Origin of the sequence: Exiguobacterium sp. s83 (assembly GCF_018617095.1) — a bacterium.
GTDB classification, from domain to species: domain Bacteria; phylum Bacillota; class Bacilli; order Exiguobacteriales; family Exiguobacteriaceae; genus Exiguobacterium; species Exiguobacterium profundum.
The window spans coordinates 965,500-992,444 of the sequence record NZ_JACSJP010000001.1 but is presented as its reverse complement, the minus strand read 5'-3'; the positions used below and the strand labels follow the sequence as shown (position 1 = coordinate 992,444).

General features: G+C 48.5%; 26 protein-coding genes. 23 read left to right on the top strand and 3 right to left on the bottom strand.

The window, feature by feature from the left end; genetic code table 11:
* Window positions 1–3: 3 nt before the first annotated feature.
* From resB to KNO73_RS05025, 18 genes are all read left to right on the top strand, one after another.
* Window positions 4–1,548, top strand: a complete 1,545-nt coding sequence (gene resB, locus KNO73_RS05110; protein WP_215112172.1) for a cytochrome c biogenesis protein ResB — start codon at window positions 4–6, stop codon at window positions 1,546–1,548.
* Complete coding sequence (gene ccsB, locus KNO73_RS05105) at window positions 1,548–2,732, top strand: c-type cytochrome biogenesis protein CcsB (protein WP_215112171.1); 1,185 nt, start codon at window positions 1,548–1,550, stop codon at window positions 2,730–2,732. Before resB ends, ccsB begins: the two co-directional genes overlap by 1 nt.
* Window positions 2,733–2,892: 160 nt before the next feature.
* The gene (locus tag KNO73_RS05100) at window positions 2,893–3,609 is read left to right on the top strand and encodes a response regulator transcription factor (RefSeq protein ID WP_214733573.1); all 717 of its coding nucleotides are present in this window, start codon (window positions 2,893–2,895) and stop codon (window positions 3,607–3,609) included.
* Complete coding sequence (locus KNO73_RS05095) at window positions 3,606–5,315, top strand: HAMP domain-containing sensor histidine kinase (RefSeq protein ID WP_215112170.1); 1,710 nt, start codon at window positions 3,606–3,608, stop codon at window positions 5,313–5,315. Before KNO73_RS05100 ends, KNO73_RS05095 begins: the two co-directional genes overlap by 4 nt.
* 49 nt (window positions 5,316–5,364) lie before the next feature.
* The gene (locus KNO73_RS05090; protein ID WP_214684091.1) at window positions 5,365–5,916 is read left to right on the top strand and encodes a cob(I)yrinic acid a,c-diamide adenosyltransferase; all 552 of its coding nucleotides are present in this window, start codon (window positions 5,365–5,367) and stop codon (window positions 5,914–5,916) included.
* Window positions 5,917–5,923: 7 nt separating this feature from the next.
* Window positions 5,924–7,162: an EF-P 5-aminopentanol modification-associated protein YfmF gene (yfmF, locus tag KNO73_RS05085; RefSeq protein ID WP_215112169.1), complete on the top strand. Its 1,239-nt coding sequence runs from the start codon at window positions 5,924–5,926 to the stop codon at window positions 7,160–7,162.
* Window positions 7,159–8,418, top strand: a complete 1,260-nt coding sequence (gene yfmH, locus KNO73_RS05080; protein WP_078147048.1) for an EF-P 5-aminopentanol modification-associated protein YfmH — start codon at window positions 7,159–7,161, stop codon at window positions 8,416–8,418. The genes yfmF and yfmH overlap by 4 nt, the downstream gene beginning before the upstream one ends.
* Window positions 8,415–9,110 carry an elongation factor P 5-aminopentanone reductase gene (ymfI, locus tag KNO73_RS05075; RefSeq protein WP_078147047.1) on the top strand — a complete coding sequence of 232 codons (696 nt, stop codon included), beginning with the start codon at window positions 8,415–8,417 and terminating at the stop codon, window positions 9,108–9,110. Before yfmH ends, ymfI begins: the two co-directional genes overlap by 4 nt.
* A gap of 93 nt (window positions 9,111–9,203) precedes the next feature.
* Window positions 9,204–9,980, top strand: a complete 777-nt coding sequence (locus KNO73_RS05070) for a YmfK family protein (protein ID WP_012726484.1) — start codon at window positions 9,204–9,206, stop codon at window positions 9,978–9,980.
* 27 nt (window positions 9,981–10,007) lie between these two features.
* On the top strand, window positions 10,008–10,880 hold the full coding sequence (locus tag KNO73_RS05065) for a helix-turn-helix domain-containing protein (protein WP_078147046.1): 873 nt from the start codon (window positions 10,008–10,010) through the stop codon (window positions 10,878–10,880).
* A gap of 32 nt (window positions 10,881–10,912) precedes the next feature.
* The gene (pgsA, locus tag KNO73_RS05060; RefSeq protein ID WP_215112168.1) at window positions 10,913–11,491 is read left to right on the top strand and encodes a CDP-diacylglycerol--glycerol-3-phosphate 3-phosphatidyltransferase; all 579 of its coding nucleotides are present in this window, start codon (window positions 10,913–10,915) and stop codon (window positions 11,489–11,491) included.
* Window positions 11,492–11,553: 62 nt separating this feature from the next.
* Window positions 11,554–12,780, top strand: coding sequence for a competence/damage-inducible protein A (locus tag KNO73_RS05055; RefSeq protein ID WP_215112167.1), 1,227 nt, complete (start codon window positions 11,554–11,556; stop codon window positions 12,778–12,780).
* A gap of 76 nt (window positions 12,781–12,856) precedes the next feature.
* A complete protein-coding gene (gene recA / locus KNO73_RS05050) occupies window positions 12,857–13,906 on the top strand; it encodes a recombinase RecA (protein WP_012726480.1) in 1,050 nt (349 codons plus the stop codon).
* 188 nt (window positions 13,907–14,094) lie between these two features.
* On the top strand, window positions 14,095–15,657 hold the full coding sequence (gene rny, locus KNO73_RS05045; RefSeq protein WP_035387855.1) for a ribonuclease Y: 1,563 nt from the start codon (window positions 14,095–14,097) through the stop codon (window positions 15,655–15,657).
* Between the two features lie 48 nt (window positions 15,658–15,705).
* Entirely contained in the window at window positions 15,706–16,500 is a 795-nt protein-coding gene (locus tag KNO73_RS05040) for a TIGR00282 family metallophosphoesterase (RefSeq protein WP_215112166.1), read from the top strand.
* Window positions 16,501–16,526: 26 nt separating this feature from the next.
* Window positions 16,527–16,787: a stage V sporulation protein S gene (locus KNO73_RS05035; RefSeq protein WP_012726477.1), complete on the top strand. Its 261-nt coding sequence runs from the start codon at window positions 16,527–16,529 to the stop codon at window positions 16,785–16,787.
* 166 nt (window positions 16,788–16,953) lie between these two features.
* Entirely contained in the window at window positions 16,954–18,030 is a 1,077-nt protein-coding gene (gene tdh, locus KNO73_RS05030) for an L-threonine 3-dehydrogenase (RefSeq protein ID WP_214684101.1), read from the top strand.
* Window positions 18,031–18,043: 13 nt separating this feature from the next.
* Window positions 18,044–19,225, top strand: coding sequence for a glycine C-acetyltransferase (locus tag KNO73_RS05025; RefSeq protein ID WP_078147042.1), 1,182 nt, complete (start codon window positions 18,044–18,046; stop codon window positions 19,223–19,225).
* A 687-nt stretch (window positions 19,226–19,912) separates the two neighbouring features.
* On the opposite strand, the gene KNO73_RS05020 is transcribed toward KNO73_RS05025, so the two are convergent.
* A complete protein-coding gene (locus KNO73_RS05020) occupies window positions 19,913–20,479 on the bottom strand; it encodes a DUF4256 domain-containing protein (RefSeq protein ID WP_483299279.1) in 567 nt (188 codons plus the stop codon).
* 70 nt (window positions 20,480–20,549) lie between these two features.
* On the opposite strand from KNO73_RS05020, the gene KNO73_RS05015 reads away from it, so the two are divergent.
* Together KNO73_RS05015 and KNO73_RS05010 are read left to right on the top strand one after the other, a co-directional pair.
* Complete coding sequence (locus tag KNO73_RS05015; RefSeq protein ID WP_215112165.1) at window positions 20,550–21,350, top strand: hypothetical protein; 801 nt, start codon at window positions 20,550–20,552, stop codon at window positions 21,348–21,350.
* Between the two features lie 2 nt (window positions 21,351–21,352).
* The gene (locus KNO73_RS05010; RefSeq protein ID WP_215112164.1) at window positions 21,353–21,871 is read left to right on the top strand and encodes a hypothetical protein; all 519 of its coding nucleotides are present in this window, start codon (window positions 21,353–21,355) and stop codon (window positions 21,869–21,871) included.
* A 32-nt stretch (window positions 21,872–21,903) separates the two neighbouring features.
* Here KNO73_RS05010 and KNO73_RS05005 read toward each other — a convergent pair whose 3' ends face one another.
* Window positions 21,904–23,061 (bottom strand): MFS transporter, encoded by a 1,158-nt coding sequence (locus KNO73_RS05005; RefSeq protein WP_215112163.1) that lies wholly within the window; start codon window positions 23,059–23,061, stop codon window positions 21,904–21,906.
* A 256-nt stretch (window positions 23,062–23,317) separates the two neighbouring features.
* Here KNO73_RS05005 and KNO73_RS05000 point away from each other — a divergent pair, with 256 nt between their 5' ends.
* Together KNO73_RS05000 and KNO73_RS04995 are read left to right on the top strand one after the other, a co-directional pair.
* Complete coding sequence (locus KNO73_RS05000; RefSeq protein WP_215112162.1) at window positions 23,318–23,911, top strand: GNAT family N-acetyltransferase; 594 nt, start codon at window positions 23,318–23,320, stop codon at window positions 23,909–23,911.
* A gap of 34 nt (window positions 23,912–23,945) precedes the next feature.
* Complete coding sequence (locus KNO73_RS04995) at window positions 23,946–24,506, top strand: histidine phosphatase family protein (RefSeq protein ID WP_078147036.1); 561 nt, start codon at window positions 23,946–23,948, stop codon at window positions 24,504–24,506.
* Window positions 24,507–24,590: 84 nt separating this feature from the next.
* Here the strand turns inward: KNO73_RS04995 and KNO73_RS04990 are convergent, their stop codons facing one another.
* The gene (locus KNO73_RS04990) at window positions 24,591–25,595 is read right to left on the bottom strand and encodes a tyrosine-type recombinase/integrase (RefSeq protein WP_078147035.1); all 1,005 of its coding nucleotides are present in this window, start codon (window positions 25,593–25,595) and stop codon (window positions 24,591–24,593) included.
* 101 nt (window positions 25,596–25,696) lie between these two features.
* On the opposite strand from KNO73_RS04990, the gene hflX reads away from it, so the two are divergent.
* Complete coding sequence (hflX, locus tag KNO73_RS04985; RefSeq protein WP_215112161.1) at window positions 25,697–26,944, top strand: GTPase HflX; 1,248 nt, start codon at window positions 25,697–25,699, stop codon at window positions 26,942–26,944.
* The last annotated feature ends 1 nt before the right edge of the window (window position 26,945 follow it).

Genomic DNA, 26,945 nt, shown 5'->3' with positions numbered 1-26,945 from the left:
CAGATGCTAGATATGAAATACGAAGGCGCTGATTTGCGGTCGAAGCGTCGTCCGAAATCGATCATTGACCGTGTGTGGAACTTCTTTGCATCGGTCAAAGTGGGGTTGTGGTTAATTGCATTGATTATTGTCGGTTCGGCAATCGGAACAATCTTTCCTCAAGAGATGTACATCCCACAACAATTACCGCCTGAGCAATATTATATGGAGGAGTATGGAACACCGGGTTCTATTTATTACGCCCTCGGATTCCATAACCTATACACATCGTGGTGGTACATCGGTCTAATTGTCATGTTGACGCTCTCACTCGTCGTCGTGTCGATTGACCGTGGGGTTCCGCTCTATAAGGCGCTTAAAAAACAACCGGTCAGACGGACAGAACGTTTTATGAAGGGGCAACGTCTCTTCGGACAAGGTGATGGGACGGAGGCTCAAATTGACGAGATCGCAGTCGCACTTAAAAAGAAACGATATACCGTCAAACGGGACGGCGATGCTCTGTTAGCAGAGAAACACCGGTTTGGTCGTTGGGGTCCGTACGTCAACCACCTCGGACTTGTCATCTTCTTCCTAGGGGCGATGCTGCGAGTGTTCCCTGCATTCCATACGGATACGCTCGAATGGGTGCGTGAAGGCGAAACGGTGTCGCTAGAGGCGACTGACGGCGAGTACTACTTACGGAACGACCAGTTCATTCTTGAATTGTACGACCCTGAGAACAATGAAGAGGACGCGAAGTTTGCGGCCGCCATTGAAAAAGCAGGAGCCGTTCCGAAAAATTATGAGACAGAGTTGACGTTATTCAAAAAGACGGGAACGAACGAGGACGGATCGCCGCAACTCGAACAAGTCGATGTCGGTTCGACGAAAGTCAACCACCCGTTTAAGTTCGATAAATTTGAAGTGTATCAGGAACAATATTCAAGTCGTCCAGAGTTCTTGTCGATGTCGTTCATGTTGGCAGATAAAGAAACCGGCGACGAATATGGTCCGTTCAAAGTTGATTTGGAGAATCCGGAGAAGTCTTATGAGCTCGATGGGGTCACCGTCACATTGAAAGATTTGTATCCAGACTTTGAAGTGAAAGATGGGCAACCGAATACGAAATCTCCACGTGCACTGAATCCTGCCTTCTTCTTCAACGTTGAATCACCTGAAGGAGAAACGGAGTCGAATTTGATCGGCATTCGTCTGAATGTTGCTGATGAAGAGAACCGCTACGATATCCAGTTTGCAGGTACAGAGATGGCGAGCACGAGTGGGTTACGTGTGAAGAGTGACTCCACCTATCCGATTTTGATTGTCGGTGCTACGATCTTTATGATCGGTATTGCGATGGGCATGTACTGGCCACACCGTCGTGTTTGGATCCGTCGTCATGAAGAAGGGGTGCTTGTCGCCGGTTTTACGAATAAAAACCCGTCCTCGCTCCGTCGTGAAGTGTCGCCGCTATTAGAACAAAGTGGTTTACCGATGTGGGAAGACCAGGCGAGATTCACAGAGAAGTCGGAGAACGAGTTAACAGATGAAAGAGGGGAATCTTGATGGAATGGATTGAATGGAGCAGCCGAATGCTGTTTATCGCGTTCTTCCTTTACGCAATCTCGACGGTTCTCTTTACGATTGCCGTCAGCGGTATGCGTAAAGATCGAAACGTCAACCGTGTTGCCTATGGGAAATACGCCTTTATCTTGGCAATCATCGGCTTTGTCGCTCAAATGACATATTTCTTTATGCGCTGGGCAGCTGTCGGCTATGCGCCGGTGTCAAACTTGTACGAATATACGACGTTCTTCGGTATGATGATGGTACTTGGGTTCCTCGTCGTATATGGAATTTATAAAAATGATGTACTCGGCTTGTTCGCAATGCCGGTGGCGTTACTCGTCATCGCCTTCGCCTCAATGTTCTCAAGTGAGGTCGCACCGCTCATCCCGGCACTCAACAGTGTATGGTTGAAAATTCACGTTACGACGGCTGCGCTCGGACAAGGGATTTTGGCCATTAGTTTTGCATCGGGCCTCATTTTCTTATTGAACGAAACATCGATGAAAGAACAGTCTAAGTCACGGACGTGGCTCGAAGTGACGATGTTTGTCCTCATGTGCACGCTCGGCTTCATCATCGTCTCGATGTTATTCAAGGGGATCGGTGCCGGAGGTGTCGTCGAGTTCACGAACGATCGCGGTCAAGCGGAGACGTATGAATATTTCATGCCGATCTTGTTCGTCCCAGAAGGGGCACAACTCTTATCTGGCGCGAGTGGCTTGTCACTCGAACTCCCGAACTGGATCAATACACTCAAGTTGAACACGCTCATCTGGTCGGTCATCGGCGGAATTGTAATCTATGTGTTGCTCCGCTTTGTCATCTTGCGTAAACGCGTCGCTGAAGCGCTCCAACCCCTTGCGAAAAAAGTCGATCTCGACCTTGCTGATGAAATCAGCTATCGCTCGGTCGCGATTGGATTACCGGTCTTTATCCTTGGTGGTCTGATCTTTGCGATGATTTGGGCACAGATTGCCTGGAACCGTTTCTGGGGATGGGACCCGAAAGAAGTTTGGGCTCTCATCACGATGCTGATTTATATTTACTACTTGCATATGCGCATTCAGCGTGGCTGGACAGGGACGAAAGCGGCCTGGTTATGTGTTGGTGGATTTGCTGTCATCATGTTCAACCTCGTCTTCGTCAACCTGGTCATTGCCGGTCTGCATTCATATGCCTGACGTAAAAGAAGTCACAATTGTGACTTCTTTTTCATTTGGTCCATCAAATCATCGTTGTGAAGCGAAATAATAGAGTGGTATAGTTATGGCAGAGAGTGGAATGTTCACAATTGTGCAACATTCGCTACAACTCGTAATGGGTCTTAGGAGGGTTTTAGGTATGGCTGAGAAAACGAAGATTTTAGTAGTCGACGACGAGGAGAGAATTCGCCGACTTTTGAAAATGTACTTAGAACGTGAACAGTATGAGATTGAAGAAGCGGTCAATGGTGAAGAGGCGCTTGCGCTTGCCCTTGATAACGAATACGACGTGATTTTGCTTGATTTGATGATGCCAAAGATGGATGGGGTTGAAGTATGTACAGAACTCCGGAAGACGAAAGCGACTCCGGTCATCATGCTTACGGCGAAAGGCGAAGAAATCGATCGTGTCCAAGGATTTGAAGTCGGAGCGGATGATTATATCGTCAAGCCGTTCAGTCCGCGTGAAGTCGTGCTCCGCGTCAAAGCATTGCTTCGCCGCTCTGGTTCGACGAAGTTCATGCACACGAGTGAGAAGTCGAAGGATTTGATCGTCTTCCCACATCTGACAATCGATAATGATGCACACCGCGTCACGGTGGACGGCGAGGAAATCGCCCTCACACCAAAAGAATATGAGTTATTGTTCTTCCTCGCAAAACAGGTGGATAAAGTCTTTTCACGAGAGCAGTTGTTAAAAGAAGTATGGAACTACGAATTTTTCGGAGACCTTCGGACCGTCGATACGCATGTGAAACGTCTTCGTGAGAAATTGAATCGTGTCTCACCGGACGCGGCGCATATGATCACGACCGTATGGGGTGTCGGGTACAAGTTCGAAGCTGCCAGTGAATGATGATTCGTCGAAACAGCATCGTCACGAAACTGTGGCTGACGATTCTCGTTTTGGTCAGTGTCATCTTATTCATCGTCTCGGTGTTGATGCTTGAATTTTTTAATTCCTTTCATATCGACCAGGAACGAGGCCATCTTGCCAAGCTCGGTGGACAGGTCCAATCGGTTTTGTTGAATGAAGGTGACACGTCCCAGACGATTGATCAAATCATCGAAGTGTACGGGGCTAACTATATCTTAGAGAACGGGACGACCCGATCGAATTTTGGAAATCAAGTGGATGGCTTGATGGTAGAACTTGAACGACAGGATTGGGAAACTTATCAGGCGGTCGGTGAGACGGCCATCGGGAATTTCTCATCTTTTGACGACCAGGCCGCGCTAGCGTATCGGACGACCTTCTCCTTATCGACAGGACAGTATACGCTCTACCTGCTCGAACCGCTCGATGCGATCTCGAGTGCGAACGCGGGAGCACGGACCATCATTCTTTGGACCGTCGCTTCGGCCATCATCGTCACGACCGTCTTCGCTTTCTTCTTGTCGACACGAATCACGGCACCGCTCCGAGCGATGCGGGATGCAGTCAATAAGACGGGAGAGGGGCAATTTGATTTACGTTTGGAGACGAAGACACGGGATGAGATTGGCGAACTCGCTGCTTCTTTCAACGCAATGAGCAGTCAGCTTTCGAAATATGTGAATGCCCTTGACCGGGAACGGCTGCAACTTGCGTCGATTCTTCGTTCGATGGCAGACGGTGTCATCACACTCGATCGTCATGCAAACGTGATTGTCACGAACCCGCAAGCGAGTCCATTACTTCAAGATGGGCAACCACATGAAGTCGTATTGTCTCTTTATGAGGAAGTGATGGAGGGGACGTCTGAAAAGACGATCGAAGTGAAACAGGATGAGCGGTACTATACACTGACAGTCACACCACTCGTCGGAGAAGACGATTTCGAGGGTGCTGTCGTTGTTATCCGGGATACGTCAGAAAGTCATCGACTCGATAAGATGCGGACCGATTTTGTGACGAACATTAGCCATGAACTCCGGACACCGCTCGTGACGCTTCAAGGGTATTCAGAGGCAATCATCGATGGCATCACTGAGAGTGACGAGGCGACGAAAGAGTTCGCCTCTATCATCTACGATGAATCGCTCCGCTTGGCAAGACTCGTCAATGATTTGTTGGATTTGGCACGCATCGAATCGGGTAAAGAGACGATGCATTTCACTTCGTTTGATATCGGTGATTTCTTGCCCCGAGTCATGCGAAAGTTCAATCAGATGGCATCTGAAAAAGAGATTCGTTTACAGACCGACGCCCCGCACCGTCTCATCGAGGCGGATGGCGATCGTCTCGAGCAAGTGTTCACCAACTTGATTGGCAATGCTATCGCGCATACCGATTCTGGAGAAATTCGGATTGAGGCCACAGAAGAGACGGACGGGCTACGGATTCAGTTGACGGATACAGGTCACGGAATTCCAAAAGAGGATTTGCCGTTCGTTTTCGAGCGATTCTATAAAGCCGATAAAGCCCGGACCAGTGGTTCGAAGACAGGGACAGGCATCGGACTCGCGATCGTGAAGAATGTGGTCGATGCCCATCACGGAAAAGTGAGCGTATCGAGTACACTCGGGGTCGGAACCACCTTCGAGATTTACTTACCATTTGAACAACCACACAACTCGTAATGGTGACTCGCTTGAGTCACCATTTGTGGCATTTTAAGGGGGGAGTCGAATGAAACGTTATACACGAACGGGCGACAAGGGTGAAACATCATTAATCGGTAGTCGTGTCGAGAAATCCCATCCTCAGATTGAAGCGATGGGTCATCTCGATGAGTTGAATAGTCAGATTGGACTCGCCATCGCGCATCAAGAGGATGAGACGCTCCGAATACAGCTGACGAAGATTCAGCACGACTTGTTCGACCTCGGATCGGAGCTGATGTATGCTGAGGCACCGCCAAAAATGGTCGATTTGTCGATCGTGACGGAACTAGAACGATGGATGGATGAGTGGGAGGAGTCCTGTCCGGAACTTGTGCGCTTCATCCTTCCTGGCGGCAGCGTTGCCGCAGCTAGCTTACATGTGGCTCGTACCGTTTGTCGACGGGTCGAGCGTGACTTAGCGGCTCTCGGAGTCGCCGACCGGCAATTGCCTTACTTTAACCGCTTGAGTGATTATTTATTTACGGTTGCCCGTTACGCGAACGTCGTGGCAGGGGTGCCGGATCAAGAATATGCGCGCGGCGCTGCCGTGTTTCAACCAAAACGAAAAAAGGAGTGATCGGCAGATGAAAGGTATCGTTCAGTTCCAACATCAATTGCACTACTCGGTCTATCCGACCAAGAAATTTAAAACGACGACTTGTCTCGTGTCATTCGCCGCTCCATTATCGGCGGAGACGGTCGCAGATCGGGCATTGCTCCCGTTCATCATGGAGAAATCGACGGCGACGTATCCGTCCATTGAGTTATTTCACACACCGCTAGAGGAGTTGTATGACACAAACTTATATGCTGGTGCATCTAAGATCGGAAAGGAGCACGTCATCCAATTCCAACTCGAAGTCGTCAACGATCATCTTGTCGGAGAAGACGTATTGAGTCAGGCAATCGAGTTACTCGAAGACGTTCTCCTCCGTCCGAACGCATACGATGGGGCGTTTCAGCCACTCATCGTCGAGCAGGAACGTCGATTGCAACGTCAGCGTATCGAATCGGTCTATGATGACAAAATGCGTTTCGCCCAACAGCGTCTACAAGAAATGCTCGGAGGAGAACTTGCGATTCCGTCACTCGGTACGCTTGAGCAACTCGACCATGTCACACCAAAATCATTGTATGCGGCATATCAATCGATGATTCAACATGACCGTGTGGACATCTATGTTGTCGGGGATGTCAATCGTGAGCAAGTCGAACAGGCTTTCAATCCATTGGAATCCCTTGGGACACGTCGACCACGCCTGTTACCAGAAGCGAGTCGAGGAGAGTTCAAGCGTTTGGAAGAACACCAATACATTAAACAAAGCAAGCTCCATCTCGCTTATTCACTCAATGTCGACCCAAGAACGGAGGCGGCGATTCGTATGCAAGTCGTGAATGGACTGTTCGGTGGATTCCCTCACTCGAAACTGTTCATGAACGTGCGTGAAAAAGAGAGCCTGGCGTACTATGCCGCCTCACAATATAGTTCCCTCAGTCGGAAGTTGTTCGTCTATGCCGGCATCGATGCGTCGAACCAGCAAAAAACCGAACAGATCATCGAAGAGCAATTGAACGCTTTACAAGCGGGCGAGTTTGAGGATGAGACGTTGCAACAGACGAAAGAGTTGTTGTTCCATCAACGTCGACAACTTGGAGACAGTCCACGTCAATTGATTGCTTGGATGAGTGGAGCAGACGTTCGTCCGTTCTCGTTAGAAGAAGAGATGGCAATCATTGAAAACACGACACGAGATCATGTCGTCGCGCTTGCGAAAGAAATGGAACTCGAAGCGGTTTATTGCTTGAAAGGAGGAGAAGCATGAAATTAGACTTTCCTAACGTCGGAGAGACGTTACATCATCACGTTCTCGACAATGGCCTCTCCGTTTACTTGTTGAAAAAGACTGGATATGAAAAAACATTCGCGACGTTCACGACTAAATATGGATCGATTGATCGACGCTTCAAACTAGAAGACTGGATCGAGGTTCCCGATGGTATCGCACATTTCTTAGAACATAAGATGTTCGAGAAAGAAGATGGTGACGTCTTCCAACAATTCGGTCGTCAAGGAGCGTCAGCGAACGCTTTCACTTCCTTCACACGGACGGCTTATTTGTTCGGTGCCACGTCCAAGATCTCGGAAAACGTACAGACGCTGCTCGATTTCGTCCAGACCCCTTATTTCACGAAAGAGTCGGTCGAGAAAGAGAAAGGAATCATTGGTCAAGAAATTCAAATGTACCAAGACAATCCGGGGTGGCGTTTGTATTTTGGTTTAATTGAGGCGATGTACGAGACACATCCCGTCAAGATTGATATCGCAGGTACGATCGAATCGATTTCAAAGATCACGGCGGAAGACTTGTACACCTGTCATCAAGCGTTCTATCATCCGAGCAACATGGCATTGTTCGTCGTCGGGAATATCGAACCGGATGAGATGCTTGCCTTGATTCGAGATAATCAAGCAGCTAAATCTTTTGAAACGCCACGATTGAGTGCTCGCGAGACAGTAGATGAGCCGACCACGGTTCGTCTGTCAGAACGGGTCATCGAGATGGACGTCTCTGTACCGAAAGTCATGATTGGGTATAAGGACATACCGCAAGCTGGGGAAGCGGGTCTGAAGCAAGAATTGACAGTAGAACTACTCATGCATGCGCTCTTCGACACGACAGCACCTCTTTATACAGAACTTTATGCTGAAGGATTGATTGACGATGCCTTCTCGTTTGACTATACGTCAGAGGAGACGTTCGCTTTTGCCGCCTTGTCGATGGAGACGTCGGAAGTGGACGCGTTTGTCAGCCGTGTGACGGAGGCGTTAGAACGTCCACTTCAGTTGAGTCAAGAGACGCTCGACCGGAAGAAACGCATGATGCAAGGACAGTTCTTGAAAGCATTGAACTCACCTGAGTTCATCGCCAATCAGTTCTCCCGTTATGCGCTCAATGATGGGAACTTGTTTGAAATCCCGACTTTGATTGATGCCATCACGCTCGATGAACTATACGAAGCATACGAGCGCTTGTTCCGCCGTGAACAACGAACGGTGTGCGTCGTCAAAAAACCATGAAGACATTGATTGTTGGAGCGAGCGGTGCCATCGGACGTGCCGTCTCGCTCGCTTTTCGTGAAGATGAACTAATTTTGCATGCGAACGATGGTCGTGAAAGACTTCGTCATTTGATTGATGATGAAAATCTATCGGCAACACTGCGCCCTTGTGACCTAACGGACCGTGAAGCTGTTGAGTCATGGGTACAGGATATGCCGGATGTCGATCGAATGGTATACGTGGCCGGACATGCGCTCCATGGTCTCGTCGTCGACCAGTCAATGGACGAGCTCGACCGGCTATATGATGTACATGTTCGAGCGATGATCCGACTCATCCAGTCCGTCGTAGCAAGGAAGCCTTACAATCATCATCTGGATATCGTGATCGTCTCGAGTGTATGGGGAGAGGTCGGTGCGGCGGCTGAGGTGTTTTATTCAACCGTCAAAGCGGCACAGCTCGGCTTCGTCAAAGCGTTCGCTCGAGAAGCCGGCCCGTTCAATGTTCGAATCAATGCGGTGACACCGGGGTGGATTGATACGCCAATGAATGATACGGTAGAAGAGTCGAAACAATCCGTGCTCGATGACATTCCACTAGGACGTCTCGGTGCGGCAAAGGACGTGGCCAACACGATCCGTTTCTTGTGTTCACCGGACGCCTCGTATATAACGGGCACGGTGTTACGCATCGACGGCGGTTGGCAATGATCCAATCCATGTAAATAAACCTGTTCTTTTCAATTCTTCTAAAATAATTTAAAATAGGCAAGGTAGCGAACTCGCTCGAAAGGATGGTTGGGGATGGAACATAAATTCGAAGAGTGGTATCTCGAATATGAATTGTGTCAGAATCGACCGGGTATCCTGGGAGACATCGCGTCTCTCATGGGGATGCTTCAAATCTCCATCGTCACCATCAATGGGGTCGATTTGCAGCGACGGGGGATGTTGCTCAAAGCACCAGCCGCCGATCATGTGCATCGACTCGAGCATATTTTAAAGCGGATGGAAGCCATTGCCGTCATCAAGTTGCGTCGTCCGAAGTTACGAGACCGGATTGCAATCCGTCACGGTCGTTATATCGACCATGATAGTGATGACAAAAAAACGTTTCGCTTCGTCCGTGAAGATTTGGGCATTCTCGTCGATTTCGTTGCGGAACTGATGAAGGAAGAACGCCATTTGTTAATCGGTGTTCGTGGAAATCCACGCGTCGGAAAGACGGAGTCCATCGTAGCAGCTAGTGTGTGTGCGAACAAACGATGGTTGTTTCTTTCCTCGACACTGATGAAACAGACCGTTCGGACCTCATTATTTGAAGAGGAACGGGAAGGCGATCACGTATACATAATTGATGGTGCCGTCTCTACCCGAACGATGGATGAACGACATCGCCAGCTCATTCGTGAAGTCATGCGGTTGCCGGCCGTGAAAGTCATCGAACACCCTGACCTGTACGTCCGAAACACCGATTGCGTGTATGAAGACTTTGATTATATTATTGAATTGAGAAACAATCCGGATGAGACGATCATCATCCCACAAGAAACGCATCGTGAGTCAGAATGGTTTGAATAATTATGTGAATGGAAGGTGTGGACCCCTGTGACAGAACTAGGGACTTTTTTGAAACAAAAGCGTGAGGAGAGCGGATTGACGCTCGACCAAATCCAGCAGACGACGAAGATTCAAAAGCGCTATATCATCGCAATCGAGGAAGGTGATTACAAAAATCTCCCTGGCTCTTTTTATGCACGGGCGTTCATTAAGACGTATGCGGAGTCGCTCGGCCTTGATGTGGATGAATTATACGAGACATATGCAAAAGATTTACCGGTCATCGAGGCACAGCCGTCTGTTCAACTCTCTCGGAAGAAAACGTATTCGAAGGCTTCCGAGTCGACAAGTCGGGTCTCGAGATGGGTTCCGAAAGTTCTCCTCGTTCTCACGGTCTTCTTGCTCATCACCGCGATTTATTTCGCAGTGAGAAGCATCGACTTCGGTGGTCAGGATGCAAGTCCTGCCGAACCGCCAAGTTCTGGTGTCACAGTCGACCAGAATGAGGATGTCCCGGCTGATGAACCGGTCGAGGAGGAACCGACTGAAGAGGAGCCGACCGAAGAAGAACCGCCAGCGGAATCTGGTCCGATTGCGGTGAAGGAGTCGAATGGGGCAGATATCACTTATGAACTCGCGACGAACGAGAAACTGTCGACCGAGATTTATGTGAAGGAGTCACCTGCCTCTTACGTGGGTGTTCGTGATACGTCGTTAGAAGGAGCCTTTCTCGCACCGGAGTATCCGAACCAGTCGAAACAGAATCCGATTGTCATTGAAGATGCCGAGACGGACACATTGCGTATTCGAATCGGACTCATCGCAGGCGTTGAGAAAATCGTCGTCAACGGTCGTGAGCTCGAGCTTCAAGAGTCTCCGGTCACACAAAATATTTTTGTAAAGAGAGTCGACGCCGAATAAGTCGACTCTCCTTCTAAGAGGAGGCGTTCTATATGAACCTACCTAACCGATTGACGATGCTACGCGTGGTCTTGATTCCCGTATTCGTCGTCTTACTCGCTGTTGATTTTGATTGGGGAAACATCACTTTTTTAGGCGCTGATATCCCGATGCACCAATTTATCGCTGGTGTGATTTTTACGATTGCGGCCATTACAGACTGGTTAGACGGACATTTGGCTCGTAAGCATAACTTAGTCACGAACTTTGGTAAATTTATGGACCCGCTCGCAGATAAACTGCTCGTCACGGCGGCCCTTGTGTTGCTCGTTGAGATGGATCTCGTCGCGGCGTGGGTCGTCGTCGTGATTCTATCACGTGAATTTGCGGTTACAGGCTTACGTCTCGTCGCTGCCGATGAAGGGATTGTCGTCGCGGCCGGGAAATCTGGAAAAGCGAAGACGTGGGTGCAGCTCTTTGCCATCATCTTCTTACTGTTCGGTAACCCGATCTTTAGCTATGTCGGGATCCCGTTTGGCGAATGGGCGATGTGGTTGGCGCTCGTACTTACAATTTACTCAGGTGCCGAATATTTCGCACAAAACTATAAGATTATTGTGAAGTCGATGTAAGTCGACAGAGACGAGTTGGTTGATCTAGCTCGTCTTTTTTTTGAAGTTGAGGAGGAAATGAGATGAAACGAGCCGAAATCATTGCGGTAGGAAGCGAGTTGCTCTTAGGGGAAATCGTTAATACGAATGCGAGTTACATATCAGAACAACTGTCGAAGTACGGTGTGCCGGTCTTGTATCATCAAGTTGTCGGGGATAACGCGGTACGAATGCGAGAGACGTTTGAAATCGCCCGTCGTCGTTCCGACTTTGTCATCGTCACGGGTGGACTCGGTCCGACGGCGGATGATGTCACAAAGGCGGTCCTTTCCGACTTACTCGAACGTCCGATTGTGCGAGATGAGGAAGCGTATGAGACGATTCAACGTTTCCTCGTGTCACGAAATCGATTGATGAACGATGGGGACGCTCGCCAAGCCGACGTGCTCAGCGGAGCAGACGTATTACCAAATCCGGTCGGGCTTGCCCCGGGCATGTGGATTGCCGGAGATACGACGTGGTTGCTTTTACCGGGTGTGCCACGTGAGATGAAAGCATTGGTCGAGGCGACGTTTCCTAAGAAACTATCAGGAGCGACGCTCGTCTCAGAATCATTACGGTTTTATGAGATTGGAGAATCCGCTCTCGATGATGCCGTGAAGGACTTATTGGATGGTTCGAATCCGACCGTTGCCCCCTACGCCGAGACGGGAGAGGCAAGACTTCGGATCAGTGCCCGTGCGACGGACGAGGTGACCGCGCGTCAGATGATTGAAAAAGTGAAGACTGAAATCCTGAAACGGGTCGGTTCGTACTACTTTGGCTCTGACGATGAGACGATTGCATCACACCTTGTCCAAACATTGTCTAGATTGAATCGAACATTCGCTGTTGCTGAGTCGTTGACCGGCGGTGAGGTACAATCGATGGTTACATCAACACCTGGCGCTTCAGTCGTCTTTCTAGGTGGAGTCGTGACCTATTCGGATGAGCTAAAAAATAGGTATTTAGGGGTCTCGCTTGATACAATTGAACAGCACTCAGTCGTCTCAAAAGAAGTTGCCTATGAGATGGTGGACGGATTGTCAAAGACCACCCATGCCGACTACGCCCTCTCTTTCACGGGAGAGGCAGGACCGACATCGAATTCGGGTCGTCCGATCGGTACGGTCTATATCGGAGTGAAGACACCAAACGGAATAGAAGTCATCGAGCGGACGTATCCCCATCAAGAACGGAATATCATCCGCATGCGAGCCGCGAAGGACGGATTATGGGCCCTCATTCAACGAATCAAAAAAGGCGAATAAATGTTCGTAAAAAACTTGTGTATCGTACAGTGTTCACGTATAATAAGAGTATCAATTAAAGGAGGCTCATTTATCTATGAGTGATCGTAAACAAGCGTTAGAAATGGCATTGCGCCAGATTGAAAAACAATTCGGTAAAGGCTCAATCATGCGCCTTGGTGAAAATACAGACCAACAAGTATCGGTCATCCCTTCAGGGTCAATCGCCCTCGACGTCGCGCTCGGTGCGGGTGGATATCCACGCGGTCGTGTCATCGAAGTATACGGACCAGAATCTTCAGGTAAGACGACGGTTGCCCTTCATGCGATTGCAGAAGTCCAAAAGCGTGGCGGTCAAGCAGCATTCGTTGATGCCGAGCACGCACTCGATCCGAAGTATGCTAAAAATCTTGGGGTCAACATCGATGAGTTGCTCCTTTCACAGCCGGATACTGGGGAGCAAGCGCTCGAAATCGCTGAAGCGCTCGTTCGCTCGGGAGCAGTTGATATCCTCGTCGTCGACTCGGTTGCGGCACTCGTACCGAAAGCCGAAATCGAAGGGGAAATGGGAGACTCGCACGTCGGTCTTCAAGCTCGTTTGATGTCTCAAGCACTTCGTAAGTTGTCTGGTGCGACGAACAAGTCGAAAACGATTGTCATCTTCATCAACCAAATCCGTGAGAAGATTGGGATCATGTTCGGTAACCCGGAAACGACTCCAGGGGGCCGTGCCTTGAAATTCTACTCTTCTGTACGTCTTGAAGTTCGTCGTGCGGAGACGCTCAAACAAGGTCAAGATATGGTCGGGAACCGTACGAAGATCAAGATTGTAAAAAACAAGATTGCACCTCCGTTCAAAACAGCGGAAGTTGATATTATGTATGGTGAGGGGATCTCGCGTGAAGGGGAACTCATCGATATCGGTGCAGACCTCGACATCGTTCAAAAGAGCGGAGCTTGGTACTCGTTCAATGAAGAACGTCTTGGTCAAGGCCGTGAAAACGCCAAGCAATACATGAAAGAAAATCCAGCAATCGCAGCTGAGGTCGAACAACAGATTCGAGATCACTACGGATTGAATGGAGAAAAAACGGTCACGGTCGAAGGCGAAGACGACGAAGTCCTCTCACTTCTCGATGACGAATAAGCACATCGTCTCACTCGAATTCTTTCGAGTGAGATTTTTTTAGTATAATTTTTTAGGCAATTGGTAGTTCTATCCTGTCCGTGCATTGCATTCTCCCTATTAAATAAGTACAATAAAGTTATGCGCGGGCTTGCCCGTGTATCTCACTTATTAAAAAAATAAAATAACCTTGCGAAAGGGAGGTGAACATGATGGAATGGCTATACTGGCTTATTCTGATCCTCCTTTTGCCGATAGCTTTTGTTGCAGGTTTTTTTGTGCGTAAATCGATCGCCGAAGCGAAGATTCAAGGTGCCGAGACGGAAGCGACTAAGATTGTAGAGCAAGCAAAACAACAATCGGAAGCGATGCAAAAAGAAGCACGGCTTGAAGTAAAAGAAGAGATGATTCAACTTCGTAATGAGACGGAACAAGAATTGCGTGAACGTCGCGAAGAACAGAAAGTGAAAGAGAATCGCCTCGTTCAAAAAGAAGAGCTTCTTGACCGCAAAGCAGACATGCTCGAGCGGAAAGAGGACTCGCTAGATGAACAGGAACGAGGACTCGAAAAACGCAAGCGTGAAGCAGAAATGCTCGAAAGCAAAGTGGAGGAGTTATACGAAGAGGCACGCCGAGAACTTGTACGCGTGGCATCCCTCTCGAAAGATGAAGCACGTACCATCATCATGGACGAAGCGAAGCAGGAAGCGCTTCACGATGCTGCTCTCCTTCAAAAAGAAATCGAGCAAAAAGCAAAACAAGAAGCGGATAAAAAAGCGAAACACCTCTTATCTCTCACGATGCAACGATATGCAGCTGAACATGTCGCCGAGACGACGGTATCCGTTGTCAACTTACCTAGTGATGAGATGAAGGGTCGTATCATCGGGCGCGAAGGACGTAACATCCGGACGCTCGAAACGTTGACTGGGATTGACCTCATCATCGATGACACACCAGAAGCCGTCATCTTGTCAGGGTTCGACCCGGTTCGTCGTGAAATCGCGAAGATGACGCTTGAAAAACTCGTTCAAGACGGTCGGATTCATCCGGCTCGAATTGAAGAAATGGTAGAGAAGTCTCGCCGTGAAGTGGATGAACGCATTCGTGAATACGGCGAGGAAGCTACGTTTGAAGCCGGCATTCACGGACTCCATCCAGACCTTGTCAAGACGCTCGGTCGCATGCGTTATCGTACGAGTTATGGTCAGAACGTCTTGTCTCACTCGGTTGAGGTGGCACACCTTGCCGGGATGATGGCAGCTGAACTTGGTGAAGACGTCACGCTCGCCAAACGGGCAGGACTCTTACACGATATCGGGAAAGCGATCGACCATGAAGTCGAAGGTAGTCACGTTGAAATCGGTGTAGAACTTGCGACGAAATACAAAGAACATCCGGTCGTCATCAATTCGATCGCTTCCCACCACGGGGACGTCGAGGCGACATCGACGATTGCTGTACTTGTGGCAGCGGCTGATGCCTTGTCAGCAGCGCGTCCTGGAGCTCGTCAAGAGACGCTTGAAAGCTACATCCGTCGTCTTGAGCGACTCGAATCAATCTGTGAGTCGTTCGAAGGTGTCGAGAAATCGTATGCGATTCAAGCAGGACGTGAAGTTCGAATTATCGTTCGCCCTGATGTCGTTGACGATGTCGTCGCCGGTAAGATGGCACGCGATATTTGTAAGCGAATCGAGGATGAACTCGATTATCCTGGACAAATCAAAGTGACGGTCATTCGTGAAACACGTTCCGTCGATTATGCGAAGTAAACGAAGCGGAGAATTTCTCCGCTTTTTCTGTTTGAGGGAGGACTTTATATGAAAATTTTATTTATCGGTGATGTGGTCGGGAAACCCGGTCGTGATATATTGACTAAACAAATCGGACGCTTGAAAGACAAATATAACCCGACGTTCATGCTCGTCAACGGTGAGAACGCGGCAAACGGTCGTGGTCTCACGAAAAAGATTTACCAACAATTTTTAGAGCTCGGCTTTCATGGGGTGACGATGGGAAACCACACGTGGGACAATCGTGATATCTTTGAGTGGATCGACGACGCCGACCGCATCGTCCGTCCGGCCAACTATCCGGACGGGACACCTGGTGTCGGCATGATGAAATTGAAACAAAACGGGAAGAAACTGGCCGTGATTAACGTCATGGGAAATGTCTTCTTGCCGTCTCTTGACTGTCCGTTCCGTACCGTCGACCGTCTTGTCGAGGAAGTACGGGATGAGGTCGATGCGATCTTTGTGGATGTCCATGCTGAGGCGACAAGCGAGAAGATCGCCATGGGCTATCATCTCGACGGTCGCGCTCAAGCCGTAGTCGGGACGCATACGCACGTACAGACGGCAGATGAACGTGTCTTGCCGAACGGAACAGCGTACATCACCGACGTCGGGATGACCGGTCCACTTGACGGGGTAATCGGCATGGATGCATCCGTTGTTTTAAAAAAATTTATGACACAACTCCCAGTTCGGTTTGAAGTTGCCGAGGGACGGGAACAACTTAATGGAGTTTTCATTACAATCGATGATCAGACGAAACGAGCGACAAAAATCGAACGAATACACCTAGATGATCAGACCGTCTGGTTTGATTGAACAACCTACCCGAGGGGGAAACAAGAATGGACGTACTCAAAGTTTCGGCAAAATCGAACCCTAACTCCGTTGCGGGTGCTTTAGCGGGTGTGCTACGTGAAAAAGGAACGTGTGAGATACAGGCGATCGGGGCAGGTGCACTGAATCAGTCCATCAAAGCCGTCGCGATTGCCCGAGGCTTCGTCGCGCCTAGCGGTCTCGATTTGATTTGCATTCCGGCCTTTACCGATATTATGATTGACGGAGAGGAACGTACTGCCATCAAGCTCATCATTGAGCCACGATGAGCGGTCGGGACATAGGTCCTATTCTTGTGAAGAGGAGCCATCGGCGCGGATGGCTCCTCTTTTTTTGTGTTAATCGGACGTTCTATCTTCTCAGTTTCGTCATTTTATGACAAGATGATAAAGAACGTATCGTTCGATCATGAGAAACAAGAGGGGGACGTTTTCAATGGAACAACTTGTGTCAACCAAAGAGACGGAATCAACGACACCAGTAATGAAAGCGATTCAAAAACACACGGCCGGGTTTGGGGCAAAACTGGTCGACGTACCAGTTCCGACACCAGGACCTGGAGAAGTACTCATTCAAGTTAAAGCGACATCGATTTGCGGGACCGATGTCCATATCTATGAATGGGATGAATGGTCACAAAGTCGCGTCAAACCACCGTACGTATTCGGTCATGAGTTTTCGGGGGAGGTCGTTGCGCTCGGCGAAGGGACGAAACGGATCAAAGTCGGACAGGCGGTGTCTGCTGAAACACATATCGTCTGTCATCAATGTAAGCAATGTTTGCGCGGTCAGTACCACATCTGTAAAAACACAAAAATCATCGGGGTGGACACGCAAGGATGTTTCGCAGAATATGTCGTCATGCCTGAAGAGAATCTATGGGTGAACCCGGAGTCGATGCCAGCGAAACTCGCTTCGATTCAAGAACCACTCGGGAATGCGGTCCATACGGTGTTGGCGAGTGACGTGTCAGCCAAATCGGTCGCCATCGTCGGTTGTGGCCCAATCGGACTCATGGCGGTCGGTGTCGCCAAAGCAGCAGGGGCGAGTCGTGTCTATGCGATTGACGTCAATCCATATCGTTTAAAACTCGCCGAAGCGATGGGGGCAGATGTCGTCATCAACAGTTTAGAAGAGAATCCGCTCGAGTTGATTGAGCGTGAGACCGACGGAGACGGAATCGATGTCGTCTGTGAGATGAGCGGACACCCGATTGCCATCGATCAAGCGTTTAAGATGGTCACGGCAGGTGGGGACGTCAACGTCTTGTCACTTCCGGCTCGTCCGGTCGCCATCGACCTCACACGGGACGTCGTCTTTAAAGGGGTCCGCGTCCAAGGAATCACGGGCCGCAAGATGTATGAAACGTGGAGTCAAGTCTCGACGATGCTTGCGACGGGTCAGTTGGACGTCGAACCGATCATCACACACGTCTTCAAGCTCGAAGAGTTCGAAAAAGGGTTCGAACTCATGCGGGCAGGGAAATGTGGAAAGGTCGTCTTAATACCTTAAAGGGGGAAACAACATGGCATTTGAACATATTACAGAAGCAATCAATGAGATGAAAGAACAAGGGACGTTCCGTAAGCTCGTCCCGCTCGAATCGGCACAAGGGAATGAAGTGACAATCGATGGGAAGTCACTCGTTCAGCTGTCATCAAACAACTATCTCGGACTCGCGAATCACCCGCGTCTGAAGCAGGCGGCGATTGAAGCGGTCGAACATTACGGTGCAGGAACGGGATCAGTCCGTACGATTGCCGGGACGTTCGAGATGCACGAAGCGTTCGAGCGTGAACTCGCGGAGTTCAAACATACGGAGGCCTCACTCGTCTTCCAATCAGGATTCGCGACGAACCTCGGAGTATTGTCTGCACTTCTTGGACCGGAGGATGTCGTCATCAGTGACGCCCTCAACCATGCGTCAATCATCGATGGGATTCGCCTCACGAAAGCGGCTCGACGTATCTATAAACACGTCGACCTCGAAGACTTGGAGAAGGCGTTGAAAGAGACGCAGGACTATCGCACACGTCTCGTCGTGACGGACGGCGTCTTCTCGATGGACGGGAACATCGCACCGCTTCCGGCCATCGTCGAACTCGCAGAGAAGTATGACGCTGCGGTCATGGTCGATGATGCGCATGCATCCGGCGTCCTCGGGAAGAACGGACGTGGAACGGTCAACCACTTCGGATTGGACGGTCGCGTCGCGCTACAGGTCGGGACGCTCTCAAAAGCAATCGGTGTCTTAGGTGGCTATGTCGCCTGTTCACAAGATATTCGGGATTACTTGATCCACAAAGGTCGCCCGTTCCTCTTCTCGACATCACATCCACCGGCAGTCGTGGCGGCGAACCGTGAAGCGATCCGTGTGATGAAAGAGGAAGAAGAGCTGTTCGACAAGCTATGGGCGAACACGGAGTTCTTCAAGAACGGTCTACGTGACCTCGGTTTCGATATCGGACATGCGACGACACCGATCACACCGGTCATGCTCGGCGAAGAGACGCTTGCGCATTCATTCTCAGACAAGTTGAAGGAACATGGCGTATTCGCACAGAGTATCGCCTTCCCGACGGTCGAGCGTGGGAAAGCACGCATCCGGACCATCGTCACAGCGGAGCATACACGAGACGACCTCGAACGGGCACTCGAAGCGTTCAAGACGGTCGCGGAAGAGTTAAATGTGACATTACATGCATAAACGAGGACTGCAGACAATCTGTCTGCAGTTTTTTAGTGGATTGGTCTATGAAATCGAGTATATTCAAATAGAGCACAAATGAAGTAAATTGAAATATAGCGTATTTCTTAATATTTCAATTACCGTATTTTGATTGAATCAGTACATATTAGAAAAGAGGAAAGGCTATGTTTCAGCAAGGGATCTTTCAAGTGGGAATGGTATTAGATCGAGAGACGTTTTCGATTCTGACGATTTCACCACCATTCATAATAAATGTGATATTTAGTGTCCTGATTTTGATTGGCGTCTTGTACTTTCGGAGTGAGAGATGGAAAGGGAAATTGTGGAACGTTGTACTGATTTGTTACGCGTTCTTATTCATCTTTGTCTATATAGGAGCCTGGTTTGTGAGGCTGAAATACAACCTTACACCGAGTTTCAACGAGTCGTTCGCTCTCGAACCCTTTCCTGGATGGAAGATTTTTTCATACAATGGATTGAGAACGGTATAGAAGAACCGAATTTGACAGTAAATGCGATTGCGTTTGATGCGTTGTTGTTCTACTTCAGGAAGTTCAAGGGTAAATATACGTGGATATTAAGGCTTTTCGCAGTGATTCCTGTCAGCTTATTTTTCATCATATATATTCCGAAAGTCTTTAGTTGGTTATTGCAATAAAAAAAAAGCAAGGCGCAATGCCTTGCTTAAATCGTGATCATTCCTCTAAAACCTCGAGCGGCATAATAGGAATCTGCACCATTGTGGTAGACGAAGATGTGATCATAGCGACGGTCGCAGAACAGGGCGCCACCTTTTTGACGAATGGTGTCCGGTGTCTGAATCCAACTTGACGTCTTCAAATCGAATGCACCGAGCGTTTGTAAGTGTCGGTATGTTTCTTCATCGAGAAGGGTTATGCCCATCTGTTCAGATAGGGCGACCGCGCTTCCGGCGGGTTTGTTCTTCTTACGTGCCTCAAGAGCTGGTTCGTCATAGCAGAGACTTCGTCGACCGCTCGGACTCTCGGCTGAACAGTCGCAAAAAGCGAGGTCTCCGTTAGGGAGTCGAATCACGTCCGGTTCTCCGCCGGTCTCTTCCATCAAGGCGAGTGAGGTCAACTTATCCTGATCAATTTGAATACGCTCCAATATGTCTGACCAGACGACGTCAGAATGACGTTCAACGTTTTCAGTGAAACGAGACTCGAGGGTATGAAGTAATTCGAGGGTTTCTTCGTGTGAAAGCTTCGACATGAGAATCACTCCAATCATGTATTTCTTTCAGTATACGACATTATTTAGTTCAATTTACTTCATTCGTTACAAGAAAGGAGAATCTGGTTTGAACTTTGATGAAACAAACGTCGAACATTTACATGTTCAGTCATTTCAGACGATGGATTTGTTCACATTGAAACATGGCTATTTAAGTCGATTGCCAGCCGGTTCATATCGAGTCACAGATTATTGTGAACTTGACGTGATGGTCACGAGTTCACAATTAGGACGACTTCGGTACATTGATTTGACCTTGCCGTTAGGCGTTTACATAGGGGAAAAACTTTTCTTATTGTATGATCCGTATAGTCGTGAGATCTATTCAACACAGACACGGATCAATCTCGATAAACGACGCATTTCGACAGTTGATTTTCTAAGTGCTTACAGTCGCGAGTTTCATGACCCTGATTCGTTTTCTCTAAAGAAAGAAAATCTATTTAACCTACCGTCGGATAGCAACTGGAGGGAATTTGGGTTACCAAAAGTGAAGTCGGCAGCGGCGTTCTTATCTCAACTATTATGTATATCAGATGTCACTTCGTTTCAGACAATTTTGAGGAACAATCGATTTCTATCTGATTTCAAGGAATGGGCAGATCAGACAAAGTGTGAGTACAGTATCGAACATCATGGGAGAAGGATATGGTCGAATGACTATATAGTGACATGCAATCTTTCAAATGTATCTGAAAGTGATTTCCTGCAATTGGTTACAATGATTGAGACAAGAGAAGAATTAGAAGAATTTCGATTTTTGATTGAGACTGAAGCGTGTATACTTTCACTTTTCATTTTAGGAGATGTTAGGCGAGGCTATGGCGTCGGAGTATTTCAATACGAAAGTGACGAAAAGGAGGAGTGACAATGGAGTTTGAGGATCTATTCTTCTATCATGGGATGATACATGTGTTTGATTTTCAGCATGATTTAGAATCGAGTCGCCTCACCTTTCAAGTGAAATTACTCGATCACCAGAGAAAGCGAAACACGACATTCCGTGAACGAGTCGAAGTGGGCGGGGTTCATTCCCGGCGAGAAGTGATCAATGTAAAACTACGCTTTGAAGATGTCGTCTATATGGAGGTCATTCAAGAGTCATTTGCGGATGGAATCATCGATGAACCGTCAGATGAGTTCGAAGGTTCGCAAATCAAACGATTCGAGCAATCCGGGTATTTGGATTTCTTGACACGAACGCGTTTCTCGTTTTGGGAGTTGATACATGACGATTCAACACCGTTCACGCACTATCGTATTTGCGGCCTGAACTCAGTTTTAGAAATCATCACTCTTTCGGAACCGACCGTTGCATCTGTGATTTCACTCGATTGTAATCGAAAAGGAAGTCCAACCATATATTTCGGTGGAAAGTTCTATACATAAAGGCGCCCTCTCTTAGAGAAGGCGCCTCTTGTTTATACAGATGATGCGGTCAAAATGGACTGTTCGGTCAATCGTCCAATCCAGATTAACGGAAGGGTCAAGAATGCACCGAGAAGGTATACCGAATCAATCGGGAGCCCATCCGCAAGAAGACCGAACAATAAGCTTCCCATACTGAATGCGAGGGCATATCCCGTTTGTTGCACACTGTACACATAAGGAAGTTGTGTAGTCGAGATCTGTTCTTGAATGACGGTGTTCGTCTGAATGATGCGGATTTGTGTGGCTGCGCCTTGAATCACTAACGCCAAAATCGCAAACGCGAGATGCTCGGTCACGCCGAACAACAGAGCGGCAACAATGGATAAGACGGCAGTCGACGGTAGCGAGGGTGCTCGACGAGACCGATAAAGATAAGCACTCGCCGCGATCATACTAATCAAAAATGATGCGTTAAGCGTTCCCCACCAGCCTGTATCGACTTGCAGATGTCGCTCGAGATAGACGAGAAGCAACGCTGAAATCCAAAGCGTGCTGACAAATGATTCATACGTCACAAACCAAGTCACACGACGAGCGAATGGTGACGTTCTTACATAAGTAAGACTATCGCGTAAGGTAATCGATTCCTCCGTTCCATCATCGACGATGTCTTCCGTAAGCGATTGATAGAAGTAAATCGTCACAACCGTTGAAAGGCTGAAGAGAACGAGTGAAACGATTAATGCAAAGGCGCTAGACGAGAGAGAGACGAGCATCGTCCCGAGCGGCCACATCGCGAGTTGGATGAACTGGTTGGAACCTTGAACTAGGCTGTTCGCTTGTTGACGATTCGTCGCCAAACTTGGGATGAATGAGGCTTGAATCGGACGTGCGAATCCATCGAGAAATGCAATCCACATGACGAGGCCGAGAACAAGAATCGAATCCGTGAAGAGAACGAGAACAAGGGTGATCGTCTTCATCAGTTGTGACAGGACGAGCGTTTTCCCGAGCGAGTAGTGGTTGAGGATGCGGGCGAAAAAGAGTCCGCTGAGCGTCATACCGGCAGTCACGGCAATCGGGAAACTGGCCGCCATGAGAGCGGACCCAGTTTGTTGATACAGCAAGGCAATGAGCGCGACGATGTATAGGACATCGCCAATGTTTGCGAGCCATTGGCTAACGAGCAGTGTGTAAAACGATTTCATCACAAATCTCCTCCGAATCTATTTAATTTGGTAGGTTAGACGAATCGTTTTTACACATTTTCACCTCTTCATAAAATGATATTAAAATAATTATACAAAATTTGATTAATTCTGTAAACTTATCATATGGGTGAAATTGTCATAATAGAAGAGTGGAATGTTCAACAAGCTTTGATGGTAGTGGGTAAAAAGCAATTACGTGGGTTACTTTACGAAAGTGAATTGAAAAAATAATGAATGATAAGGATGGGACTATATGCTTGAATATAAACTAAATGATGATGTCACACTGAGAATGTTCAACACAGACGATGCGGACGAGTTATTTAAGCTCACGATTGCATCGAAGCCTTATTTGCGAGAGTGGCTTGGTTGGCTCGACTATATTGAGACGGTGGAAGACTCGAAGCAGAACATAGAGGGACGAATTAAAGGGTTGATTGAAACGGGCGGGCACCCAAAATCGTTCGCTTTGATGTATAAAGGAGCACTGGCCGGAACAATTGGATTTAACGAAATCGCTCGTGGTATCCAATGTGGCACAATCGGATACTGGCTCGGACAAGAGTTTCAAGGGGAAGGCATCATGAGTCAAGCGCTCGAGACCATCATCGAGTATGGGTTTCAAGATTTGAAACTAAATAAAATTGAGATCCGAGTCGCGACAGAGAATGTGAAGAGTCGGGCACTTCCGGAACGATTCGGCTTTAAGAAAGAAGGGGTCATTCGAGATGCGGAGTGGCTGTATGACCGTTACGTCGATCATGTCGTCTACGGGTTGTTGAAACATGAATTTTTGCAGCTAAACCATCATTCTAAAGCTTTTGATGAGGCTGGACATCGTATGTAAACAACGACGAGACATTTTAAAAGGGGACTACTGAATGACAACCATATATTTTGTCAGACATGCACATTCTACCTATACACCAGACGAATTCGCCAGACCGTTATCTGAGAAAGGAATGCATGATGTTGCTGAAATTACAAACCTTCTAATCGATGAGGGGATCGATATCGTGACTTCGAGTCCATATAAACGAGCCGTTCAAACCGTAAAAGGCATCGCGGATTATCTTGGACAGGACGTTGTAGTGTCGGATGATTTGAGAGAGCGAACCTTGACTTCAGAACCGGCTAAAGACTTTACAAGCGCGATGGAGACCGTTTGGGAAAATCCTGCGTTCGCATGGGAAGGGGGAGAGTCGAACGATCAGGCTCAATCTAGAGGGGTAGAGGCTCTCATATCACTGCTCAGTACATACGAAGGGAAAAAAGTGGTGCTCGGCACACATGGAAATATTATGGTTCTCATGTTGAATTACTTTGATGAACAGTATGGATATGAATTTTGGAAAGAACTCGACATGCCGGATATCTATAAGGCGACTTTTGAGAACAACACATTAATGAGTGTCGAGAAGTTATATAAACCTCAAGGTTAGAAATCGATTGACTATAGATGGTAAGGATCAAGTTGTCTTCGTACCATTGGATAACCTGAAATCGTACAGACCAAGACCCGCCCTTCACGAGAGGGCGGGTCTTTCGTCTGACTCAAATAACTCAGTTCCGAACTCTTCATACGCCTGTTCATACCGGCGGAGGGAAGATTCCTTATGCATACAGGTGATATTCATCCGCTCGGATGGTGTCAGATCGACCGCATATGTCTTCAACACATGGGCGTTTCGAAGCATCGATGGCGTGACGGAGCGCGCGAGTCCACTTCGTTCGTTCAACTGCCGCATCATCTTTGTGATCATGACGATCGTCAATTGCTTCGGTTGATTCTTCGCATACACCCAGCGGAACGTCATCCGGGCAAAATCGAATGAGACGAAGACCGGGTCTTCTGAATACCAACGTGGTCGTACCGGGGTCGGGATATCAGCCAGGTAATTCATGAGCAACGATTGATCTTCCTGTGACAGCTTCAACGTGAAACGGTTTCCGAGACGATCGTACACGTCGAAGGTGTGATCGACCAGATGCAAGTCGCTCATTCGCAAACGAATAATGTGATGGACACGCAATCCATATTTATAGAAAAGCGTCACAATCAGTTCGTTCCGATTGACGAGATAAGGATGAGCTTGGAGCTGATTCTCACTCAGTCCTCTCGTCGAACGAATCGTTTGAACGAGTCGGTCGAATTCAGATTGGAGTGCGACTTGGTCGACTGTCAACGTATGTGCCGGTTGGGAATAGGCAAGCATCTTTTTACGAAGCGGATTTAAAAATTGGGTCAGGCTATTGATGACCGTGACGATTCTTGCGACGGTCGCCTGTTGATAGTGCTTCTCTTCGATTAAGAAGTCATTCACGAATGTCTTCCACGATTCGAGCGGAACGTCTAACCAGTCCGTCGGTTCGTTCAGTTCGACATTGTGGTCGTGAAAGTATTTATGCACGTCAATCAAGTCGTAGCGATATCGCTTAAGCGTCGAGGGTTGACGACCGCTGGCGCCGAGATGATAGAGGTAGGTTTCAATAAATTCCGGGAGCGGGTAGTCTTTTCTTCGTTTCGTCATGGTCGAGCCTCCTTCTTCCTTTATCCTACCACAAACGGACGTTCTCTATACGCTGATTCGTGGTAAGATGGAAGGTGAGACTTTATGGAATGAGGGATTACATGATTGAACGTGAAAAAGTTGTCATCGTCGGTTGTCAGTTGCCTGACATCGATGATTGGACATATGAACAGTCGATGGGCGAGCTCGTCGAACTCGTGGACACGGCGCAAGGCGAAGTCGTTGCCAGACTCGACCAAAAGCGTCAACAAATCGACCGTCGTACCTTTATCGGGAAAGGGAAAATCGAGGAACTCGCGATGCTCGTCGAACAGTTCGAGCCGGACTTATTGATTTTCAACGCCGAATTGACACCGGCACAGTCGAAGAACATTCGCATCGCCTTGAACGACCCGGATGAAATGAAATTGATCGATCGCACCCAGCTCATCTTGGACATCTTTGCGAGCCGTGCGCAATCGCGGGAAGGGAAATTGCAGGTCGAACTCGCACAGATGAACTATTTGCTACCACGTCTCATCGGTCAGGGGACGCAGCTCTCGCGACTCGGTGGTGGAATCGGGACGCGTGGTCCTGGTGAAACGAAGCTTGAATCGGACCGTCGTCACATCAAGCGACGCATCGATGAAATCACGAAACAGCTCGAGGGGACAGTCGCACACCGTGGACGTTACCGAGAACGCCGGAAAGAAAATCGCGTATTCCAAGTCGCGCTCGTCGGGTATACGAATGCTGGGAAGTCGACAATCTTTAACCGATTGACTGATGCCGACACGTACGAGCAGGATGAACTGTTCGCGACGCTCGACCCGTTGACGCGCGAGCTCGAACTTCCGCGAGGCGGGAAGGTGCTGATCACCGATACGGTCGGATTTATCCGTGACTTGCCGACGAAACTCGTTGCGGCGTTTCGTTCGACTTTGGAAGAAGTCGTCGGTGCCGACTTGATCCTCCACGTCATCGATGCATCGAACCCGCACTACCTGAATCAAATCGATACGACGAATGCGGTATTGGAAGAACTCGGTGCGAGTGAGGTACCTCAGCTCGAGGTATATAATAAGAAAGACCGTCTCACGAAAGACTTCGTCGGCGGACCACTGTTGATCTCGGCAATCGCATCGGAAGATATCGTGACGTTGACAGGAGCACTCGAGGATAAGATTGCGGACATTTTGACAAGAGTCCATGTCATCCTCCCGGTGACGGCGTTTGAACATTACCACCCGGCCAAAGAGGCGATGTATCGTCTTGAAGAGAGCTTTTTAGATGACGGTTCTGTCGAATTAGTAGGTTATATGAGAGAAGACACGCGTCTATATGCGACGCTAAAACAATTTGAGGTGTAAG

Bases quoted from the DNA above. Each gene is read 5' to 3' on its own strand.
- tdh (WP_214684101.1), top strand. From the start codon at position 16,954: ATGGAACAACTTGTGTCAACCAAAGAGACGGAATCAACGACACCAGTA.
- KNO73_RS05100 (WP_214733573.1), top strand. From the start codon at position 2,893: ATGGCTGAGAAAACGAAGATTTTAGTAGTCGACGACGAGGAGAGAATT.
- KNO73_RS05055 (WP_215112167.1), top strand. From the start codon at position 11,554: ATGAAACGAGCCGAAATCATTGCGGTAGGAAGCGAGTTGCTCTTAGGG.
- KNO73_RS05020 (WP_483299279.1), bottom strand. From the start codon at position 20,479: ATGATTGGAGTGATTCTCATGTCGAAGCTTTCACACGAAGAAACCCTC.
- KNO73_RS05095 (WP_215112170.1), top strand. From the start codon at position 3,606: ATGATGATTCGTCGAAACAGCATCGTCACGAAACTGTGGCTGACGATT.
- KNO73_RS05035 (WP_012726477.1), top strand. From the start codon at position 16,527: ATGGACGTACTCAAAGTTTCGGCAAAATCGAACCCTAACTCCGTTGCG.
- KNO73_RS05010 (WP_215112164.1), top strand. From the start codon at position 21,353: ATGGAGTTTGAGGATCTATTCTTCTATCATGGGATGATACATGTGTTT.
- KNO73_RS05005 (WP_215112163.1), bottom strand. From the start codon at position 23,061: ATGAAATCGTTTTACACACTGCTCGTTAGCCAATGGCTCGCAAACATT.
- ymfI (WP_078147047.1), top strand. From the start codon at position 8,415: ATGAAGACATTGATTGTTGGAGCGAGCGGTGCCATCGGACGTGCCGTC.
- recA (WP_012726480.1), top strand. From the start codon at position 12,857: ATGAGTGATCGTAAACAAGCGTTAGAAATGGCATTGCGCCAGATTGAA.
- KNO73_RS05040 (WP_215112166.1), top strand. From the start codon at position 15,706: ATGAAAATTTTATTTATCGGTGATGTGGTCGGGAAACCCGGTCGTGAT.
- KNO73_RS04990 (WP_078147035.1), bottom strand. From the start codon at position 25,595: ATGACGAAACGAAGAAAAGACTACCCGCTCCCGGAATTTATTGAAACC.
- ccsB (WP_215112171.1), top strand. From the start codon at position 1,548: ATGGAATGGATTGAATGGAGCAGCCGAATGCTGTTTATCGCGTTCTTC.
- yfmH (WP_078147048.1), top strand. From the start codon at position 7,159: ATGAAATTAGACTTTCCTAACGTCGGAGAGACGTTACATCATCACGTT.
- KNO73_RS05070 (WP_012726484.1), top strand. From the start codon at position 9,204: ATGGAACATAAATTCGAAGAGTGGTATCTCGAATATGAATTGTGTCAG.
- resB (WP_215112172.1), top strand. From the start codon at position 4: ATGCTAGATATGAAATACGAAGGCGCTGATTTGCGGTCGAAGCGTCGT.
- pgsA (WP_215112168.1), top strand. From the start codon at position 10,913: ATGAACCTACCTAACCGATTGACGATGCTACGCGTGGTCTTGATTCCC.
- KNO73_RS05025 (WP_078147042.1), top strand. From the start codon at position 18,044: ATGGCATTTGAACATATTACAGAAGCAATCAATGAGATGAAAGAACAA.
- KNO73_RS05000 (WP_215112162.1), top strand. From the start codon at position 23,318: ATGCTTGAATATAAACTAAATGATGATGTCACACTGAGAATGTTCAAC.
- rny (WP_035387855.1), top strand. From the start codon at position 14,095: ATGATGGAATGGCTATACTGGCTTATTCTGATCCTCCTTTTGCCGATA.
- hflX (WP_215112161.1), top strand. From the start codon at position 25,697: ATGATTGAACGTGAAAAAGTTGTCATCGTCGGTTGTCAGTTGCCTGAC.
- KNO73_RS04995 (WP_078147036.1), top strand. From the start codon at position 23,946: ATGACAACCATATATTTTGTCAGACATGCACATTCTACCTATACACCA.
- yfmF (WP_215112169.1), top strand. From the start codon at position 5,924: ATGAAAGGTATCGTTCAGTTCCAACATCAATTGCACTACTCGGTCTAT.
- KNO73_RS05090 (WP_214684091.1), top strand. From the start codon at position 5,365: ATGAAACGTTATACACGAACGGGCGACAAGGGTGAAACATCATTAATC.